Raw genomic sequence first — 15,782 nt, 5'->3', positions numbered from 1 at the left:
TACGCTGGGTCGGGTGACCGACTCACCGATCGGGGTGTTCGACTCCGGCTACGGCGGACTGACCGTCATGCGGGCGATCCTCGACCAGCTGCCCCACGAGTCGGTGGCGTACTTCGGCGACACCGCCCGGGCGCCCTACGGTCCCCGCCCCATCGCCGAGACCCGCGAGCTGGCGCTCGAGTGCCTCGACCGGCTCGTCGAGCACGGGGTCAAGGTCCTCGTCATCGCCTGCAACACCGCGTCCGCGGCCGTCCTCCACGACGCGCGCGAGCGCTACGACGTGCCGGTCGTCGAGGTCATCCGACCCGCCGTGCGCCGGGCCGCCGCCGCCACCCGCACCGGCCGGGTCGGCGTCGTCTCGACGCGGGGCACGCACCAGTCGGGGGCCTACCTCGACGCCTTCGCCGCGGCGCCGCACCTCGACGTCGTCTCCACCCCGTGCCCTCGGTTCGTCGAGTTCGTCGAGGCCGGGGTCACCGGCGGCCCCGAACTCGTCGGGGTGGCCCACGAGTACCTCGACCCGTTGCGCGAGCGGGGTGTCGACACCCTCGTCCTCGGCTGCACCCACTACCCGCTGCTCACCGGCGTCATCTCCTACGTGATGGGCGACGGCGTCACCCTCGTGTCGTCGGCCGAGGAGACGGCCAAGGACGTCTTCCGCGTGCTCGCCGACGCCGACCTGCTGCGCCCCGACGACCTCCCGCCGCCGTCGCACGGCTTCACGACCACCGGGGACCCCGAGGAGTTCCGGAGGCTCGCGGTGCGCTTCCTCGGCGTCGGCTCGTCCGTCGGGCCGGTCTTCACCTCGCCGCCCACCGTCGTCCGGGCGGGGATGGCATGAGGCTCACCGTCGTCGGCTGCTCGGGGTCCTTCCCCGGCCCGGACTCGCCCGCCTCCTGCTACCTCGTCGAGGCCGACCACGAGGGCCGCACCTGGCGGCTGCTCCTCGACCTCGGCAGCGGCGCCCTCGGTCCGCTCCAGCGGCTCGTCGACCCCACGTCCCTCGACGCGGTCGTGCTCAGCCACCTCCACCCCGACCACTGTGCCGACCTCCTCGGCCTCTACGTCGTCCGGCGCTACCGGCCGGACGGGCCGCTGCCCGCGAAGCTGCCGGTGCACGGCCCGTCGGCCACCGCCGAGCGGCTGGCGCTGATGTACCACGGGCTCGAGGACGGCGGCATGGAGGGCGAGTTCGCCTTCTCCGTCGTCTCCGACACCGACCCCTTCACCGTCGGGCCGTTCCGGGTCACGCCCTACGCCGTCAACCACCCCGTCGAGGCGTACGGCTACCGGGTCGAGGCCGACGGTGCGGTGCTGGCCTTCACCGGCGACACCGACGACTGCCCGAACCTCGACCCGCTCCTCGCCGGGGCCGACCTCGCGCTCCTCGACTCCGCCTTCGTCGACGGCCGCGACGACGACGCCCGCGACATCCACCTCTCCGGGTCGCGGGCGGCCGCGGCGGCGGTGCGGGCCGGCGGGGTCGGGCGGCTCGTGCTCACCCACGTCCCGGCCTGGAACGACCGCGAGGTGTGCCGCGCGCAGGCCGCCGCGGTGTGGCCGGGCGCCGTCGAGGTGGCCGCGGCCGGCGAGGTGTACGAGCTCGGGGGTCCGTCCCCAAACGCCTTCGGCATCCCCGTCGACCGCGAGGCGGGGCTGCGGATGTGGGCCGACTACCGGGCGGCCCGTCCCGGGTTGCCTCCCGAGGACGAGGTGTACGTCGACCACTTCGGCGACGGCCCGCGGGTGGCCGACGAGCTGCTGGCCTACATCACCGACGGCCCGAAGCGCGCCACGGCCGGCCTCGTCGCGTCCTACCAGCACGACGGCGACGCCCTGCCCCGGGTCGGCTCGCACTGGGTCGCCTGCGACGGCTCGGGCCGGCCACGGGTCGTGCTGCGCACCACCGAGCTGCGGGTCGGCCCGCTGTCGAGCGTCGACGAGCGCTTCGCGTGGGACGAGGGCGAGGGCGACCGTTCGCTGGCGTACTGGATGGCGGAGCACCGCACGTTCTTCGGCCGCGAGTGCGAGCGCATCGGCCTCGGGCTCTCCGACGACCTCGAGGTCTGCTTCGAGCGCTTCCGCGTCGTCTGGCCGCCGGAGCACGCCGACGACTGACCGGCCCCCGACCGCTCCGGGTGGGGTCAGAGGACGCCGCGCTCGCGCATCACGTCGTCGAGCTCGGTCCACATGTGGTCGGCGTTGAAGCGCTCCTCCACCGAGCGCCGGGCGGCGGCGCCGAGCCGTGCGCGGCGCTCGGGGTCCTCGCGCAGGGCAGTGAGGGTCGCACGCCAGCCGTCGACGTCCTGCTCGCCGACGAGCACCGCCGTGTCGTCGTCGGTGAAGTAGTCGCGCATCGCCCGGGTGCCGGTGACGACGACCGCGCACCCCGACGACGCCGCCTCCAGGGCCACCGACGAGCCGGTCGGGTAGGCGAGGTCGCGGGTCGGCACGGCGACGACCTGCGCCCGCCGGAGCATCTCGCGGTAGGTCGGCAGGGGCACCGTGCCGTGCACCCGGACGTTGGGGGGCAGGTCGAGGCCGGCGAGGTTCTCCGGCCTGCAGACGACGTCGAGGGTGAGGTCGGTGCCGCGGACGGCCTCGACGAGCGTCGCGTAGTCGCGGCCGCGGTCCTGGCCGACGGCGAGCAGGTCGATGTCGCGGGGCTCGTCGCCCGGTGTGTAGAACCGGTGCGAGACACCGTAGGTGACCGGGAAGAGCCGTTCCTCGGGGATGCCGAGGTCGACGAGGGTCTCGGTCTCGTGGCGGGACAGGTGTGTCACGAGGTCGGCGCTGCGCATCCGCCGGGCCAGCCGGGCGCGGGTCGCGCGGTCGGCGGTGCGGACGTCGTCGGCGAGCCAGCACGACCACACGACGAGGGGGGTGGACCGGAACGGCGGGACGCGCAGGCCGCGGCCGATGCCGGCGAGCATCCCCTCCCGTTCGAGCAGGGCGAGGACGAGGTCGGCCCGGTGCGCGGTGCCGAGCGAGCGGAGGGTGCGCTCGACGGGGATGCCGGCGCGGTGCTCGACGACGTCGCGGACCTTGGCGAGGCGGCCGGTGACCGGCGGCGGGGGTCCGGCGAGGTCGTACCCGCGCGTGCTGAGGACGTCGACGCCGTAGGGGAGGGCGGACGGTACCTCGCCGCGCTCGAACCGGGCACGCCACGCCCCGAGCGGGTGCTCGGTGAGCAGCAGCGTGCGGGTGCGGGCGGTCATCGTCGTGAGGTTAGCCTGACGCCCATGACGCGACATGACGGACGCACCGCCGACCAGCTCCGCGACGTGCGGATCACCCGCAACTGGCTCGACCACGCCGAGGGCAGCGTCCTCGTCGAGTTCGGCCGCACCCGGGTGCTGTGCGCCGCCTCGTTCACCGAGGGCGTGCCGCGCTGGCTCAAGGGCCGCGGCACCGGCTGGGTCACCGCCGAGTACGAGATGCTGCCGCGCTCGACGAACACCCGCAGCGACCGTGAGTCGCGCCGGGGCAAGGTCGGCGGCCGCACCCACGAGATCAGCCGGCTCGTCGGGCGCTCGCTCCGGGCGGTCATCGACACCTCGGCCCTGGGGGAGAACACCATCGTCCTCGACTGCGACGTCCTCCAGGCCGACGGGGGGACGCGCACGGCGGCCATCACCGGCGCCTACGTGGCGCTCGTGGACGCCGTGGCCGACGCGAAGGCGCGGGGGCTGGTGGCGGCCGGGGCGGAGCCGCTCACCGGGTCGATCGCGGCCGTGAGCGTCGGGGTCGTCGCGGGCGAGCCGGTGCTCGACCTCGACTACCCGGAGGACTCCACCGCCGAGACCGACATGAACGTCGTGATGACCGGCGACGGCCGCTTCGTCGAGGTGCAGGGCACCGCCGAGGGCGTGCCGTTCGACCGCGAGCTGCTCGGGCGCCTGCTCGACCTCGCGACGAGCGGCTGCGCCGAGCTGACCCGTCAGCAGTCCGCCGCGCTGGACGCCCCCGCCCGGGAGCGGCAGGCGTGAGCCGCCGCGTCGTCCTCGCGACCCGCAACGAGCACAAGGTCCACGAGCTGCGCCAGATCCTCGCCGGGCTCGTCGACGAGCTCGACCTCGAGATCGTCTCGGCGGCCGAGGTCGACGGGCCGGACGTGCCCGAGACCGAGGTGACCTTCCTCGGCAACGCGCGCCTCAAGGCCGTCGCGCTCGCGGAGGCGACCGGGCTGCCGTCGGTGGCCGACGACTCCGGGCTGGCGGTCGAGGTGCTCGGCGGGTCGCCGGGGGTGTTCTCGGCGCGCTGGTCGGGGTCGCACGCGGGGGCCGGCGCGGCGCGGGCGGAGGTCGACCGGGCCAACCTGTCGCTGCTGCTCGAGCAGGTCGCCGACGTGCCGGACGAGCACCGGGCGGCGGCGTTCGTCTGCGCCGCGGTGGTCGCGCTGCCGGACGGGCGGGTCGAGGGCGTCGAGGGGCGGGTCGAGGGCCGGCTCGGGCACGAGCCGCGCGGGACCAACGGGTTCGGGTACGACCCGGTGTTCCACCCGACCGGCGACAGCCGCACGCTCGCCGAGTACACCGACGTCGAGAAGAACGCGATCTCCCACCGCGGCAACGCCTTCCGTGCCCTCGAGCCGGTGCTCCGCTCGCTCCTCGGCACGGACCCGCAGGACTGACCCGATGGGCGGCGCGCCGGTCTGTTCCGTCGTCATCCCGGTGTACAACGGCGCCGCCACCATCGGGGAGCAGCTCGCCGCGCTGGCCGACCAGAGCATCGCGGCGCCGTTCGAGGTCCTCGTCGCCGACAACGGGTCGACCGACGACCTGTCGTCCGCCCTCGACGCGTGGCGCGACCGGCTGCCGCTGCTGCGGCGGGTGGACGCGTCGCGCCGGCGCGGGGTGTCGGTCGCGCGCAACGAGGGAGTCCGGGCGGCGGCCACCGACCGCATCCTCGTCTGCGACGCCGACGACGTGGTCGACCGCGACTGGGTGCGGGCGCTGGTGTCGGCCCTCGACGAGCACGCCTTCGTCGGCGCCGCCTTCGAGACCGAGACGCTCTCCGGGCGGTCCGCGGCGTGGGTGCCGGTCCCGACCCGCTCGGACGGACTGCCGCTCACCTGGCAGGACCGGCCGTACCCGCTCGGTGGCAACTGCGCCTTCCGCCGCGAGGTCTTCGACGACGCCGGCGGCTACGACGAGGACTTCCCGCCCGGGGCCGAGGAGGTCGAGTTCGCGTGGCGGGCGTTCGACGCTGGGTACGTGGCCGCGTACGTCCCGGACGCGTTGCTGCACTACCGGATCCGCACCGACCTGCGTGGCGTGCTGCGGCAGCAGTACCACTCGGGCCGGGGGACGGCGACGGTCGCCGCGCGGGTGCGCCCGGCCGGGCTGGTGCCGAAGTCGCTGCCCCGGCGGGTGCACCACGAGCTGCTGCTCCTGCGCCGCTTCCCGTGGCGCGGGCCGGGCGACGAACGCCGGTCGTGGCTCGTGCTCATGGCCTTCGAGGTCGGCAAGCTCGTCGAGGCGCGCCGGCTCGGGGTCCCCGCGCCCTGAGCCGGGCGGCGCGTCGCATCGGGCCGTCCTCCCGGCGCCGGCCGGGCATCGGTGCGAGGATGACCGTGCTCACGGACCGGCCGGCGAAGGGATGCACGTGAAGCGGCTCGTGGTGGCCCCGCACATGGACGACGAGTCGATGGGCTGCGGTGGCCTGATGGCCAAGTACCCCGACGAGTGCGTCGTCGTCACCGTCACCGACAGCGGCCCGGTGCGTGCCGAGGAGCACGACCGGGCGATGGCCGTGCTCGGGGTCACCGACACGCGCAACCTCGGGTTCGAGGACGGTGTCACCGGGCAGCACATGACCGAGCTCGTCGGGGCGCTGGACGCGGTGATGGGGGAGGTGCGCCCGGACGAGCTGTACCTGCCGTTCCCGTCGCTGCACCAGGACCACATCGCGGTGTACGAGGCCGGGATGCGCTCGTCGCGGGTGTCGATGTCGGCGGAGCACTGGTTCCCGCCGAGCGTGCTCGTCTACGACATCGCCGCCTACGACGTGAACCTCTACCCGTCGGACCTGCGGTGGAACGTCTTCGAGGACCTCACGGAGGAGCAGGTGACGAAGAAGGCGCTGGCCTGCACGGCCTACCAGTCGGAGATCCCGACCGACATCCACCCGATCAACTCGGTCAAGCAGCTCGCGGCGGCCGCGGGGCTCGTGCGGCTCATGGCCTACGCCGAGCAGTACGCGCTCGTGCGGCAGGTTCGCCGGTGACGGCGGTGCACGCGTGAGGGTCGCCATCCACCAGCCGGACCTGCTGCCCTGGACCGGGTTCTGGTTCAAGATGGCGCACACCGACCGGTTCGTGCTCGCCGTCCACGACCAGCTGCAGAAGCACTGGGTGCAGCGCCGGGTCATGATGCGCGACTCGTGGGTGACGCTGCCGCTCGTCGGCAAGCCGCACCTCGTGCCGATCTCGACCGTCGAGGTCAAGCCGGGGTGGCAGGAGCACCTCGTCCGCTCGATGGAGGGGCGGTACCGGAACGCGCGGCACTGGCGGACGCGCGGGCTCGAGGTCGTCGACCTCGTGCGGTCGGTGGACAGCCACAACCTCGCCGAGATCAACGTCGAGCTGATCCGCGGGGTGCAGGGGATGCTCGGCATCGAGACCGAGCTCGTCGTCACGGACCCGCCCCGGGAGGCCGGGCTCGAGCGGGTGCTCGAGGTGCTGCAGGAGGTCGGGGCGACGTCGTACCTGTCCGGCACCGGGGCGCGCGACTACATCCGCGACGAGGGGGAGCGGCGCTTCGCCGAGCTGGGGATCGAGCTGCTGTGGTCCGAGCACGAGAAGACGACGGGCGACTCGATCGTCACCGTGCTCGTCGACCACGACGACCCGATGGAGGTCGTGCTCCGGCAGCAGGCTCCGGCCTGACGCCGCGGGCCGACCAGGGAAGCCGGGGAGCACCCGCCGACCCGGGGAGCCGAGGGACAGAGCCGGCCGACCCGGGAGCCGGGGACCACCGGCCGACCCGGGAGCCGAGGACCGATGTACATCGCCGCGAACTCCGTGCTCGTCGCAAGCGATCCCTTGCACCCGGCAAGGGATCGCTTGCACCCGGCAAAGGATCGGTTGCACCGGGCACGGGATCGGTTGTACCCGGCAAGGGATCGCTTGCGACCGGCACGGATGAGTGGGCGTCAAGGCATCGGGGTCGCCTCGTCACGCCCGCTCGCCGGGCGGCCGACCGCGCCTCAGCGACCACCCACGCGCCGGCGGACCCGTCCGGCCAGGCGCCGAGCACCCACGTAGGCCGCGCCCGCCCGCCCGTACCGGGGCCCGCGCGCCGCGTAGTGCGCCAGCGTCGCCGGCGCCGGCAGCAGCGAGGACGACCCCGGGGCCGTGATCGTCGCGAAGGCCGTCCCCAACGCCCCCCGCACCGCCTCCGCCGAGTGCCGCTCGAGCACCCGCGAGCGCCCGAGGTCGACCCGCGCCTGCAGCCCGGACCGGTCGCCGTCGAACTCCGCCATCGCCGCCAGCGTGGCCTCGGCCATCCCGACGACGTCGCTGTCGAGCACGACGGACGCCACGTCGGGCGTAAGGTACTCCTTCGCCCCGTCGCCCGTGAACCCGACGACGTAGCAGCCGGCCGCCATCGCCTCGGCGCCCGGCAGCCCGAACCCCTCGCGCTCGGCACCGAAGAGGAAGATCGCCGCCCGCCCGAGCTCCTCGGCCACCTGTGCCTGGGTCATCCCGTCGACGAGGACGATCTCCCAGCCGTCCAGCCGGCCCGACCGGCGCACGAGCTGCACCGCGCCGATGAGGTCCTCGCGCCGCCGCCGCGGCATCAGCGCGAGCCGCCGCTCCTTGGCCAGCGGCACGAACCACGGCTCGATCTCCACCGGCACCGCGTGCACGGGGAAGCCCGGCGGGCAGGCGTGCTCGAGGAAGGTGACGATGGCGTCCGAGACCCCGAGCGCGCAGGTCGCCTGCGGCCAGCCGGGGTAGTCGCCCGGGACGTCACGGGTGAACTCGGCGTCCATGAACACGAAGTCCATGCCCTGGCAGAGCATCACCGTCGGGACGCCGGGGTTGAGGCCGGCCCACTTCCCGCCGCCGGTCTCGGGCATGACGAGCACGTCGCCGGCCTCGAAGGGCAGGTGCGCCCCGGTGTCGACCGGCGCGGTGCTGCCCCAGTCGGGGTAGGCGAAACCGGGCATGCCGTGCCAGACCCGCGCGTCGTACCCGAGCGCGACGAGGTGCTCGACGTAGCGGTAGATGACCTTGATGCCGCCACTCGGCGTCGGGAGGTCCGGCGCCATGACACGGATCACCCGTCCACCGTACCCATCGGGCCGCGGCCCGGTATGAATGTCGGGTGCCCCCGTCCCGTCGCGTCGTCGTCCTCACCGGCGCCGTGCCCTTCGACGACGTGCCGCACGCGGGTGGTCGCTACCTCGGCCGGCTGCTGGCCCACCTCAGCCACGCCGGCCCCGTCACGGTCGTCGCCGCCTCGACGCCGGCGAGCCGGGAGGCGGCCGCAGCGACCGGCGCCCCCGGCGACCTCGTCCTCGTCGGCGGCGCCCCCGGACGGACGGCGCGCGAGCGGATCGTCGGCCGGCTCGTCGCGCTCGGCGAGCGCTGGTGGCGCCCCCTCGACCCGGGGATGCCCCCGCTCGCGCTCGTGGCCGACCTCGTGACCGGGGGCCCCGCCGCCCGGGCGGTGCGGGCCGCGGACGTGGTCGACCTCCAGTGGTCCGAGCAGGTGCGCCTGGCGGGCCTCGTTCGCCGGCTCGCCCCCCGGGGCCGGGTCGTCGGCACCTTCCACGACGTCCAGTCCCAGCTCTTCGCCCGCGAGCCGTCCCCCTCCGCGCCCGGTCGCCTCCGCTGGCGGCTCGTGGCCGCGCGGGCCCGGCGACACGAGCGCCGCGCCGTCCGCCGCCTCGACGCCGTCGTCGTCTTCAGCGACAAGGACGCCCGGCTGCTCGGCTCGCCCTCCACCGCGCACGTCGTCCCGCCGCCGCTCGCCCCCGACGCCCCGGTGCCGCACCCACGCGGGTCGGCGGCGCCCGTCGTGCTCCTCGTGGGGCACCTCGCCCGCCCGGAGAACGACGACGGCGCCCGCTGGCTGCTCGAGCGGGTGTGGCCCGCCGTGCTCGAGCGCGTGCCGACCGCCTCCCTCCGGCTCGTCGGCGCCGGCGCGAGCACGGCCCTGGCCGAGGCGGTCGCAGCGAGCCCCGAGGTGTCGCTGGCCGGCTTCGTCCCCGACCTCGACGCCGAGTACGCGGCCGCGACCTGCTGCGTCGTGCCGGTGCACACCGGCGCCGGGGTGAAGTTCAAGACCGTCGAGGCCCTCGTGCACGGCGTTCCCGTGGTCTCGACGCCGGTCGGGGCCGAGGGCATCGGCGACCGGTCGTGGTTCGCGGGCCTCACCGCCGACCCGCGGGCGTTCGCGGACGCCGTGGCGGGCGCGATCACCGCCCCGGAGGAGGCCCTCGCCCGGGCGGCCGAGGTGCAGGTGGACGCCGTCGCGGCCTACTCGCCGCAGGCCTTCGTCGCGGCCGTGGAGGCGGCCTACGGCGCAGCCGACGGCGGTCCCGCGCCGTTACAGTGAGCCCCGCGCGCGAGTGGCGGAACTGGTAGACGCGCCAGATTTAGGTTCTGGTGCCTTCGGGTGTGCGGGTTCGAGTCCCGCCTCGCGCACCACGGGTCAGGGGGACCCCAACGACACGCCCGGCGTTCGTCAAGGGTTCCGACGGGGGAGTCACGGAGCAGTCAAAGACTGTGTCAAGTCGGTCAAGACCCGTTGCGGCACAGCGTGAACCCGTGATGACGGTGGAACAAGGCCTCACACGGCCCCGTCCGGCACCGGCCTGCGCCGGTGCAGTCGACCCCCTCCTAGGAGACACCGTGAAGCACCGCACCACCGTCCTCGGCGCCCTCGCCGCGACCGCGGCCCTCGCCGTCGGCCCCCTCGCCGTCGCCGACGCCGCGCCCGCCCCGGCGCCCTCGACCAGCGGGACGTCCGGCTACACCCCGAACAGCGGCGAGGCGGCGCAGAACGCGCGCCTCCAGGCCATCGTCGACAAGGCGCTCGAGAAGCGCGAGAACGCCGAGCGCAAGGGCATCACCTCGCGCGCCGCCGCCTACACCGTCTACTACTCGGTGAGCGGCGCCCCGTCCTTCCAGACCGAGATCTCGCAGTCGGCGCAGATCTGGAACTCCTCGGTCTCCAACGTCGACCTCGTGCGGACCACGGGTGGTGGCGCCGACCTCACGTACGGCGAGGGCAACGACCCGCGTGGCTCCTACGCCCAGGTCTACGGTCCCGGCTCGGGCTCGGTCTTCCTCGACTACGCCCAGAACCAGCAGTACGACAGCCTCCGGGTCACCGCCCACGAGACCGGCCACATCCTCGGCCTGCCGGACAACTACTCCGGGCCCTGCAGCGAGCTGATGTCCGGCGGTGGCCCCGGCCCGTCGTGCACGAACCCCTACCCGAACGCCCAGGAGTCGGCCACGGTGGACTCGATCTTCGGGGGTGGGTTCGCGGCCCCGACGCTCGACGCCGCCGCGTTCTCCGCGCGTTGACCCGGCCGGGGCGCCCGCCGCGACAGCCGTCGCCGCGGGCGCCCCGTGGCGTCCGGCACGCCTCGCGCTCCCGGGCGGCGGACCTGCACGGTAGGTTGGCGGGAGCGAGGACCCGTCCGACCCACGTCAGGAGTGCAGCAGATGAGCGCGAGGCTCGAGGCCGGCGACGCCGCCCCCGACTTCACCCTCCCGGACGACACCGGGAGCCAGGTCACCCTCAGCGACCTGCGCGGCCGCAAGGTCATCGTCTACTTCTACCCGGCGGCGATGACGCCCGGCTGCACGAAGCAGGCGTGCGACTTCAGCGAGTCCCTCGACTCCCTCGCCGGCCAGGGCTACACCGTGCTCGGCATCTCGCCGGACAAGCCCGAGAAGCTGGCCCGTTTCCGCGACAAGGAGCACCTCACCGTCGCGCTGCTGTCCGACGCGGACCGCGCGGTCATGGAGTCCTGGGGAGCCTTCGGCGAGAAGAAGCTCTACGGCAAGACCGTCCAGGGCGTCATCCGCAGCACGGTCGTCCTCGACGAGGAGGGCACGGTCACCCACGCCTGGTACAACGTCAAGGCCACCGGGCACGTCGCCAAGCTGCGCCGCGACCTGGGGCTCGACGGAGGGGAGTGACGATGCCCGAGAACACCTCGATCGCCTCGCTCGAGGCCGAGGTCGTCGCGCGCCGCGAGCGGCTGGCCCGCACCGTCGACGAGCTCGTCGACAAGGCCACGCCGAAGGCGATCCTGCGCCGGCAGACCGAGGCCGCCAGGGCCCGCTTCGCCGACGTCGCCCAGACGCCCGAGGGCGAGCTGCGGGTCGAGCGGCTGGCCGCCGTCGTCGCGGTCGTCGCCGTCGTCGGCGGCATCGTCGTGTACCGCTCGCTGCGCCGTCGCTGAGGTGGCTCCCTCGCGCGGCCGGTCGCGGCTGCCCATCCGGATGCTCCACGACCGCGTCCTCGTGAGCCTCGAGGGCGAGCCGGGCGAGCGTCGCTCGGGCGGGGGCATCGTCATCCCGGCGACGGCCAGCGTCGGCAAGCGTCTGTCGTGGGGCGCCGTCGTCGCCACCGGACCGAACGTCCGGCAGGTCGAGGCCGGCGACCGCGTGCTCTTCGACCCCGAGGACCGCGGCGAGGTCGAGATCGGCGCCAAGGACTACGTCCTGCTGCGCGAGAAGGACATCCACGCGGTCGCCGCCGAACGGGTCGACGAAGGCAGCCCCGGCCTCTACCTCTGACGCCCCTTGTCGCGGGCGGCGGCCCGGCGCGCCTCTCCCTCGAGCTCGGCGTCCTTCTGGCTGCGGTACGAGCGCTGCTCGGGCAGCCCGTGACGGCGTCCGGCCCGGGCGGCCGCCTCGACGGCCAGCGCGACCACCCGGCCGCCGACCCCCGCCGGCAGCACCCGCAGGAGGGTGTCGACGACGGACCCCAGGCGCCGCGCCGACCCGTGCGTCGGGAGGAGCCCGGCGAGCGCGGCCGTGGCGCCCGACCACGCCCGCGCCGCCGCGCCGACGACGGGCGGTGCCGCGGGCGGCTCGACGTCGGGGTGGCGCTGCGCGAAGAGCACCTCGGACGCGCCGCTGACCCACGCGCGGGCCACGCGGGTGCGGGCGTCGGCCGGTGCCCCGCGGTGGGGCAGGACGAGCGCCGGGTCGACGAGCAGCCGGACGCCCGCGCGGGCCAGCCGCAGCCCGAGCTCGGAGTCCTCGCGGTAGGAGAACGCGGTGTCGTAGCCGCCGACCGCCTCGAGGACGTCGCGTCGCACCGAGGTGTGGGCCGCCCAGTGCCGCCACCGCCGGTCCTCCGGCGCCGCGAGCACGGCCGTGACGCTGCGCTGGGTCGCGCGCCGGCCGTAGGCGCGGGCGTACCGCGAGTCGGGGAGGACGTCGCGGGTCGGCCCGATGATCCCGACCCGCTCGTCGCCGGCGTGGTGGGCCAGGTGGCGGGCCACCATGTCCGGAGCCGGGGTGAGGTCGTCGTCGCACCGGATGACCACGCGCCCCCGTGCGGCCTCGGTGCCGGCGTTCAGGGCCGCGGCGACCCCGGTGGAGGCCGGCCGGTGCACGACGACGAGCGGCAGCCCGCGGGGCGCGACGGCGAGGACGGCGTCGGTGGCGGCGTCCGGGCCGTCGACGACGACGACGACCTCCCAGGGCTGCTCCACCCGCTGGGCCGCGAGGGCGTCGAGGAGCAGCGGGAGGCGGTGCGCGCCCCGGTGCGTGGGCACGACGACGGACGCGGCCGGCGCGGCGTCGGGCGGCTCCATGCGTCCTCCGGGGGTCCGGATACGGGTGAGGCTCCCCGCGGTGCGGGGAGCCTCGTGCTCGGTGAGCGGTGGTGCGCCATCAGGGACTCGAACCCCGAACCCGCTGATTAAGAGTCAGCTGCTCTGCCAATTGAGCTAATGGCGCGCGAGCGGAGACATTAGCAGCCGGTCGGGGTCGGTGCGAAATCGGCGTCAGGAGGCTCCGTCCGGGTGCTCCCCGGCCGCGCCCCGGCGCGAGCGGGCCAGCAGCGCGCCCCCGGCCGCGAGGAGGACGAGGAGGGCCACTCCGAGCACCACGAGGAGCCCGGTGGGGGTGCCCGAGGAGGTGGGGTCGGCGGCCACGTCGGAGGCCGACGGGCTCGGCGTCGGGGTCGCCGACGGCGTCGGGGTGGGCGTCTCGGAGGGGGTGGGGGTGGGCGACGGGGTCGGCGTGGGGGTGGCGCCCGCGGTCGTCGTCGTGAACGTCACCTGGCCCGAGACCGGGTGGCCGTCGACGCTCACGACCCGGAAGGTAACCCGGTGCTCGCCGGCCGGCAGCCCCGCCGCGAGGGGCTGGGTGACGACGGCACCGTCGACGGTCGGCTTCCCCTCGGCCTCGGCACCGCCGGGACCGGTGACCTCGACCTGGAGGAACTGCTCGTTGACGTCCTCGCTGAAGGTCATCGTCACCTGCTCGACGGTGGGGACGGACGCGCCGTCCTCGGGGCTGGTCGAGACGAGCTGGGCGTGCATCGGCAGGGCCGCGGCCTGGCCGGCGAACACCGGCAGCGCCGAGGCGACGAGCCCGATCGTCACCAGCGCGACGAGGAGGAGGGTGACGGCCGCCGTGACCTTGCGCGAGAACATGGGCCCCAGTGTCGCAAAAGGCCCCCGGACCCGCGGGAGCGGGCCGAGGGCCGATCGGCGTGGGGTGAGTAACGGGACTTGAACCCGCGGCCCCCTGGACCACAACCAGGTGCTCTACCAGCTGAGCTATACCCACCACGGCGGGCCCGTGGTCCCCGGAGGGGGAGCCGTGCGCCCGCAGCGCGGACCATCGTACCGGGTGCGCGGGGGTGCCCGTGACCACCCCCGGGTGCTCAGCCGACGGCGCTGCCGTGGTCGACGACGTGCTGCGCCGCGAGGGTCCGCAGGTCGTCGCTCGAGCGACCGGGCGGGTCGACGAAGACCGCCCCGCGGTAGTAGCGGAGCTCGGCGATGGACTCGCGGATGTCGGCCAGCGCCCGGTGGCCGCCGGTCTTCGTCGGTGCCGCGAAGTAGGCGCGGGGGAACCAGCGGCGGGAGAGCTCCTTGATCGAGGAGACGTCGATGATGCGGTAGTGCAGGTGGGCCTCGAGGTCGGCCATGTCGCGCGCGAGGAAGGCGCGGTCGGTGGCGACCGTGTTGCCGCCGAGCGGCGCCTTGCCGGGCTCGGGCACCCACTCGCGCACGTAGTCGAGGACGCGCTGCTGGGCCTCCTCGAGGGTCGTGCCGCCGGCGAGCTCCTCGAGCAGCCCCGAGGTGGTGTGCATCCCGCGGACGAAGTCGTTCATCTGCTCGAGGGCCGCGTCGGGCGGGCGGATGACGACGTCGACCCCGTCCCCGAGGACCGTCAGCTCGAAGTCGGTGACGAGCGCGGCGACCTCGACCAGGGCGTCGGCCTCGAGCGAGAGACCGGTCATCTCGCAGTCGATCCAGACGATGCGGTCGGTGTGCGCGCGGTCGGTGGGCGTGGACATGCGGGCCATGCTAGGCCGCCGCGGCGTCGGACCGGGCGGTGAACGGTCCCGTCCGGCTAGGGTGCGGGCCATGAGCGGGGACCTGGGCACGGTGACGCCGGGCACGCTGCCCGTCGTCCGCACGAGCCGCTCGGCCATCCGCTCGTGGGTCGTCGTGGGTGTGGGCGGGGTGGGTTTCCTCCTCGCGGCGCTCGTCGTCTCGGCCTACCTCGGGGCCACCTTCGGCGTGCAGACCGTGCTGCTGTCGCTCGTCGTCGCGCTCGTCCCGCTCGGCATCGTCATCCCGACCTTCCTCTGGCTCGACCGGTACGAGTCCGAGCCGACGCGCTACCTCGTCGTCGCCTTCCTCTGGGGTGCGCTCGTCGCCACGCTCGTCGCGGCCGTCTTCAACACCGGGGCGATCCTCGTCCTCCAGAGCGCCACCGACCCCGACGCCGCCCTGTCGACGACCGCGGTCCTCGTCGCGCCCTTCGTCGAGGAGGCGCTCAAGGGCGTCCTCGTGCTCCTCGTGTGGTGGTTCCTCCGGCGCGAGTTCGACGGCGTCACCGACGGGATGGTCTACGCCGGCGTCTGCGCCGCGGGGTTCGCGTTCACCGAGAACATCCAGTACCTCGCCCAGGCCTACACCGAGGGCGGCCGCGAGTCCCTCACCGCGACCTTCGTCATGCGCTGCCTCCTCTCGCCCTTCGCCCACCCGATGTTCACCGTGCTCACCGGGGTCGGGGTCGGGGTGGCCGCGACGAGCCGCACGTGGCTGCCGCGGGTCGTCGCGCCGGTGGCGGGCTACCTCCTCGCCGTCGTGGCGCACGGGCTGTGGAACCTCGCCGCGGTCTCCGGCGGCAACGGGCTGGTCACCGTCTACCTGCTCGTCGAGGTCCCCGTCTTCCTCGCCTTCCTCGGGTTCGTCGCGTGGGCCCGCAGTCGGGAGGGGCGGCTCATCGGGCAGTTCCTCCGGCCCTACGTCGACGCCGGATGGCTCTCGCGCGGCGAGGTGTCGATGCTCTCGTCGATGGCCCGCCGGCGCGAGGCCCGCGTCTGGGCCCGGGCCAACTCCGGGCCGCGCGGGCTCGCGGCGATGCGGGCCTTCCAGGACACCGCGAGCGAGATCGCCCTGCTCCGCCGGCGCATGCACCACGACGCCGCCGACGCGGCCGCCCTCGACGAGGAGCGCCGGCTGCTCGCGACCCTCGCCGCCCGCCGCACCGAGTTCGTCGGGATGCACGTCGTCTGACCGTCGTCCCGTCCCGCCTCACCCCTCGACCCCAC

Annotated in this window: 18 protein-coding genes and 3 tRNA genes; 14 read left to right on the top strand and 7 right to left on the bottom strand. The window is 74.7% G+C overall.

Annotated features, from left to right (window positions below; all coding sequences use genetic code 11):
- Positions 1–13: 13 nt before the first annotated feature.
- On the top strand, positions 14–841 hold the full coding sequence (gene murI / locus JQN70_RS01890) for a glutamate racemase (RefSeq protein WP_204129606.1): 828 nt from the start codon (positions 14–16) through the stop codon (positions 839–841).
- Complete coding sequence (locus JQN70_RS20770; RefSeq protein ID WP_307835762.1) at positions 838–2,118, top strand: MBL fold metallo-hydrolase; 1,281 nt, start codon at positions 838–840, stop codon at positions 2,116–2,118. The genes murI and JQN70_RS20770 overlap by 4 nt, the downstream gene beginning before the upstream one ends.
- Before the next feature lie 26 nt (positions 2,119–2,144).
- On the opposite strand, the gene JQN70_RS01875 is transcribed toward JQN70_RS20770, so the two are convergent.
- Positions 2,145–3,218, bottom strand: a complete 1,074-nt coding sequence (locus JQN70_RS01875) for a glycosyltransferase family protein (protein WP_204129605.1) — start codon at positions 3,216–3,218, stop codon at positions 2,145–2,147.
- A gap of 24 nt (positions 3,219–3,242) precedes the next feature.
- Here JQN70_RS01875 and rph point away from each other — a divergent pair, with 24 nt between their 5' ends.
- The 5 genes from rph (at position 3,243) to JQN70_RS01850 (ending at position 6,889) form a co-directional block, all read left to right on the top strand.
- The gene (gene rph, locus JQN70_RS01870) at positions 3,243–3,989 is read left to right on the top strand and encodes a ribonuclease PH (protein ID WP_204129604.1); all 747 of its coding nucleotides are present in this window, start codon (positions 3,243–3,245) and stop codon (positions 3,987–3,989) included.
- Positions 3,986–4,633: an RdgB/HAM1 family non-canonical purine NTP pyrophosphatase gene (gene rdgB, locus JQN70_RS01865; protein WP_204129603.1), complete on the top strand. Its 648-nt coding sequence runs from the start codon at positions 3,986–3,988 to the stop codon at positions 4,631–4,633. The genes rph and rdgB overlap by 4 nt, the downstream gene beginning before the upstream one ends.
- 4 nt (positions 4,634–4,637) lie before the next feature.
- The gene (locus JQN70_RS01860; RefSeq protein WP_204129602.1) at positions 4,638–5,510 is read left to right on the top strand and encodes a glycosyltransferase family 2 protein; all 873 of its coding nucleotides are present in this window, start codon (positions 4,638–4,640) and stop codon (positions 5,508–5,510) included.
- A gap of 97 nt (positions 5,511–5,607) precedes the next feature.
- Positions 5,608–6,228: a PIG-L deacetylase family protein gene (locus tag JQN70_RS01855; RefSeq protein ID WP_204129601.1), complete on the top strand. Its 621-nt coding sequence runs from the start codon at positions 5,608–5,610 to the stop codon at positions 6,226–6,228.
- Between the two features lie 13 nt (positions 6,229–6,241).
- A complete protein-coding gene (locus JQN70_RS01850) occupies positions 6,242–6,889 on the top strand; it encodes a WbqC family protein (RefSeq protein ID WP_204129600.1) in 648 nt (215 codons plus the stop codon).
- A 320-nt stretch (positions 6,890–7,209) separates the two neighbouring features.
- Here JQN70_RS01850 and JQN70_RS20765 read toward each other — a convergent pair whose 3' ends face one another.
- Positions 7,210–8,289: a glycosyltransferase gene (locus JQN70_RS20765; protein ID WP_204129599.1), complete on the bottom strand. Its 1,080-nt coding sequence runs from the start codon at positions 8,287–8,289 to the stop codon at positions 7,210–7,212.
- Positions 8,290–8,333: 44 nt separating this feature from the next.
- Between JQN70_RS20765 and JQN70_RS01840 the strand changes: the two genes are divergently transcribed.
- The 6 genes from JQN70_RS01840 to JQN70_RS01815 all read left to right on the top strand — a co-directional run bounded on the left by JQN70_RS01840 (position 8,334) and on the right by JQN70_RS01815 (position 11,770).
- The gene (locus tag JQN70_RS01840) at positions 8,334–9,569 is read left to right on the top strand and encodes a glycosyltransferase (protein WP_204129598.1); all 1,236 of its coding nucleotides are present in this window, start codon (positions 8,334–8,336) and stop codon (positions 9,567–9,569) included.
- Between the two features lie 7 nt (positions 9,570–9,576).
- Positions 9,577–9,661, top strand: a tRNA-Leu gene (locus JQN70_RS01835).
- 204 nt (positions 9,662–9,865) lie between these two features.
- Positions 9,866–10,546, top strand: a complete 681-nt coding sequence (locus tag JQN70_RS01830) for a snapalysin family zinc-dependent metalloprotease (RefSeq protein WP_204129597.1) — start codon at positions 9,866–9,868, stop codon at positions 10,544–10,546.
- A gap of 141 nt (positions 10,547–10,687) precedes the next feature.
- A complete protein-coding gene (gene bcp / locus JQN70_RS01825; RefSeq protein WP_204129596.1) occupies positions 10,688–11,167 on the top strand; it encodes a thioredoxin-dependent thiol peroxidase in 480 nt (159 codons plus the stop codon).
- 2 nt (positions 11,168–11,169) lie between these two features.
- The gene (locus JQN70_RS01820) at positions 11,170–11,433 is read left to right on the top strand and encodes a DUF3618 domain-containing protein (RefSeq protein WP_204129595.1); all 264 of its coding nucleotides are present in this window, start codon (positions 11,170–11,172) and stop codon (positions 11,431–11,433) included.
- 40 nt (positions 11,434–11,473) lie between these two features.
- The gene (locus JQN70_RS01815) at positions 11,474–11,770 is read left to right on the top strand and encodes a GroES family chaperonin (protein WP_204129790.1); all 297 of its coding nucleotides are present in this window, start codon (positions 11,474–11,476) and stop codon (positions 11,768–11,770) included.
- On the opposite strand, the gene JQN70_RS01810 is transcribed toward JQN70_RS01815, so the two are convergent.
- The 5 genes from JQN70_RS01810 to orn all read right to left on the bottom strand — a co-directional run bounded on the left by JQN70_RS01810 (position 11,761) and on the right by orn (position 14,525).
- Positions 11,761–12,798, bottom strand: a complete 1,038-nt coding sequence (locus tag JQN70_RS01810; RefSeq protein ID WP_204129594.1) for a glycosyltransferase family 2 protein — start codon at positions 12,796–12,798, stop codon at positions 11,761–11,763. The two genes, JQN70_RS01815 and JQN70_RS01810, sit on opposite strands and share 10 nt — an antisense overlap.
- A 69-nt stretch (positions 12,799–12,867) precedes the next feature.
- Positions 12,868–12,943 (bottom strand) — tRNA-Lys (locus tag JQN70_RS01805).
- Between the two features lie 47 nt (positions 12,944–12,990).
- Positions 12,991–13,644 carry a copper resistance CopC family protein gene (locus JQN70_RS01800; protein WP_204129593.1) on the bottom strand — a complete coding sequence of 218 codons (654 nt, stop codon included), beginning with the start codon at positions 13,642–13,644 and terminating at the stop codon, positions 12,991–12,993.
- 60 nt (positions 13,645–13,704) lie between these two features.
- Positions 13,705–13,780 (bottom strand) — tRNA-His (locus JQN70_RS01795).
- Between the two features lie 97 nt (positions 13,781–13,877).
- Entirely contained in the window at positions 13,878–14,525 is a 648-nt protein-coding gene (orn, locus tag JQN70_RS01790) for an oligoribonuclease (RefSeq protein ID WP_204129592.1), read from the bottom strand.
- Between the two features lie 61 nt (positions 14,526–14,586).
- Between orn and JQN70_RS01785 the strand changes: the two genes are divergently transcribed.
- Complete coding sequence (locus tag JQN70_RS01785; protein ID WP_204129591.1) at positions 14,587–15,747, top strand: PrsW family intramembrane metalloprotease; 1,161 nt, start codon at positions 14,587–14,589, stop codon at positions 15,745–15,747.
- Positions 15,748–15,782: the final 35 nt, after the last annotated feature.

The organism is Phycicoccus sonneratiae, assembly GCF_016887965.1.
In the GTDB taxonomy this organism is placed as follows: domain Bacteria; phylum Actinomycetota; class Actinomycetes; order Actinomycetales; family Dermatophilaceae; genus Phycicoccus; species Phycicoccus sonneratiae.
Note: the sequence above shows the minus strand (reverse complement) of the source record. Positions and strands in the feature narration are given on the sequence as shown.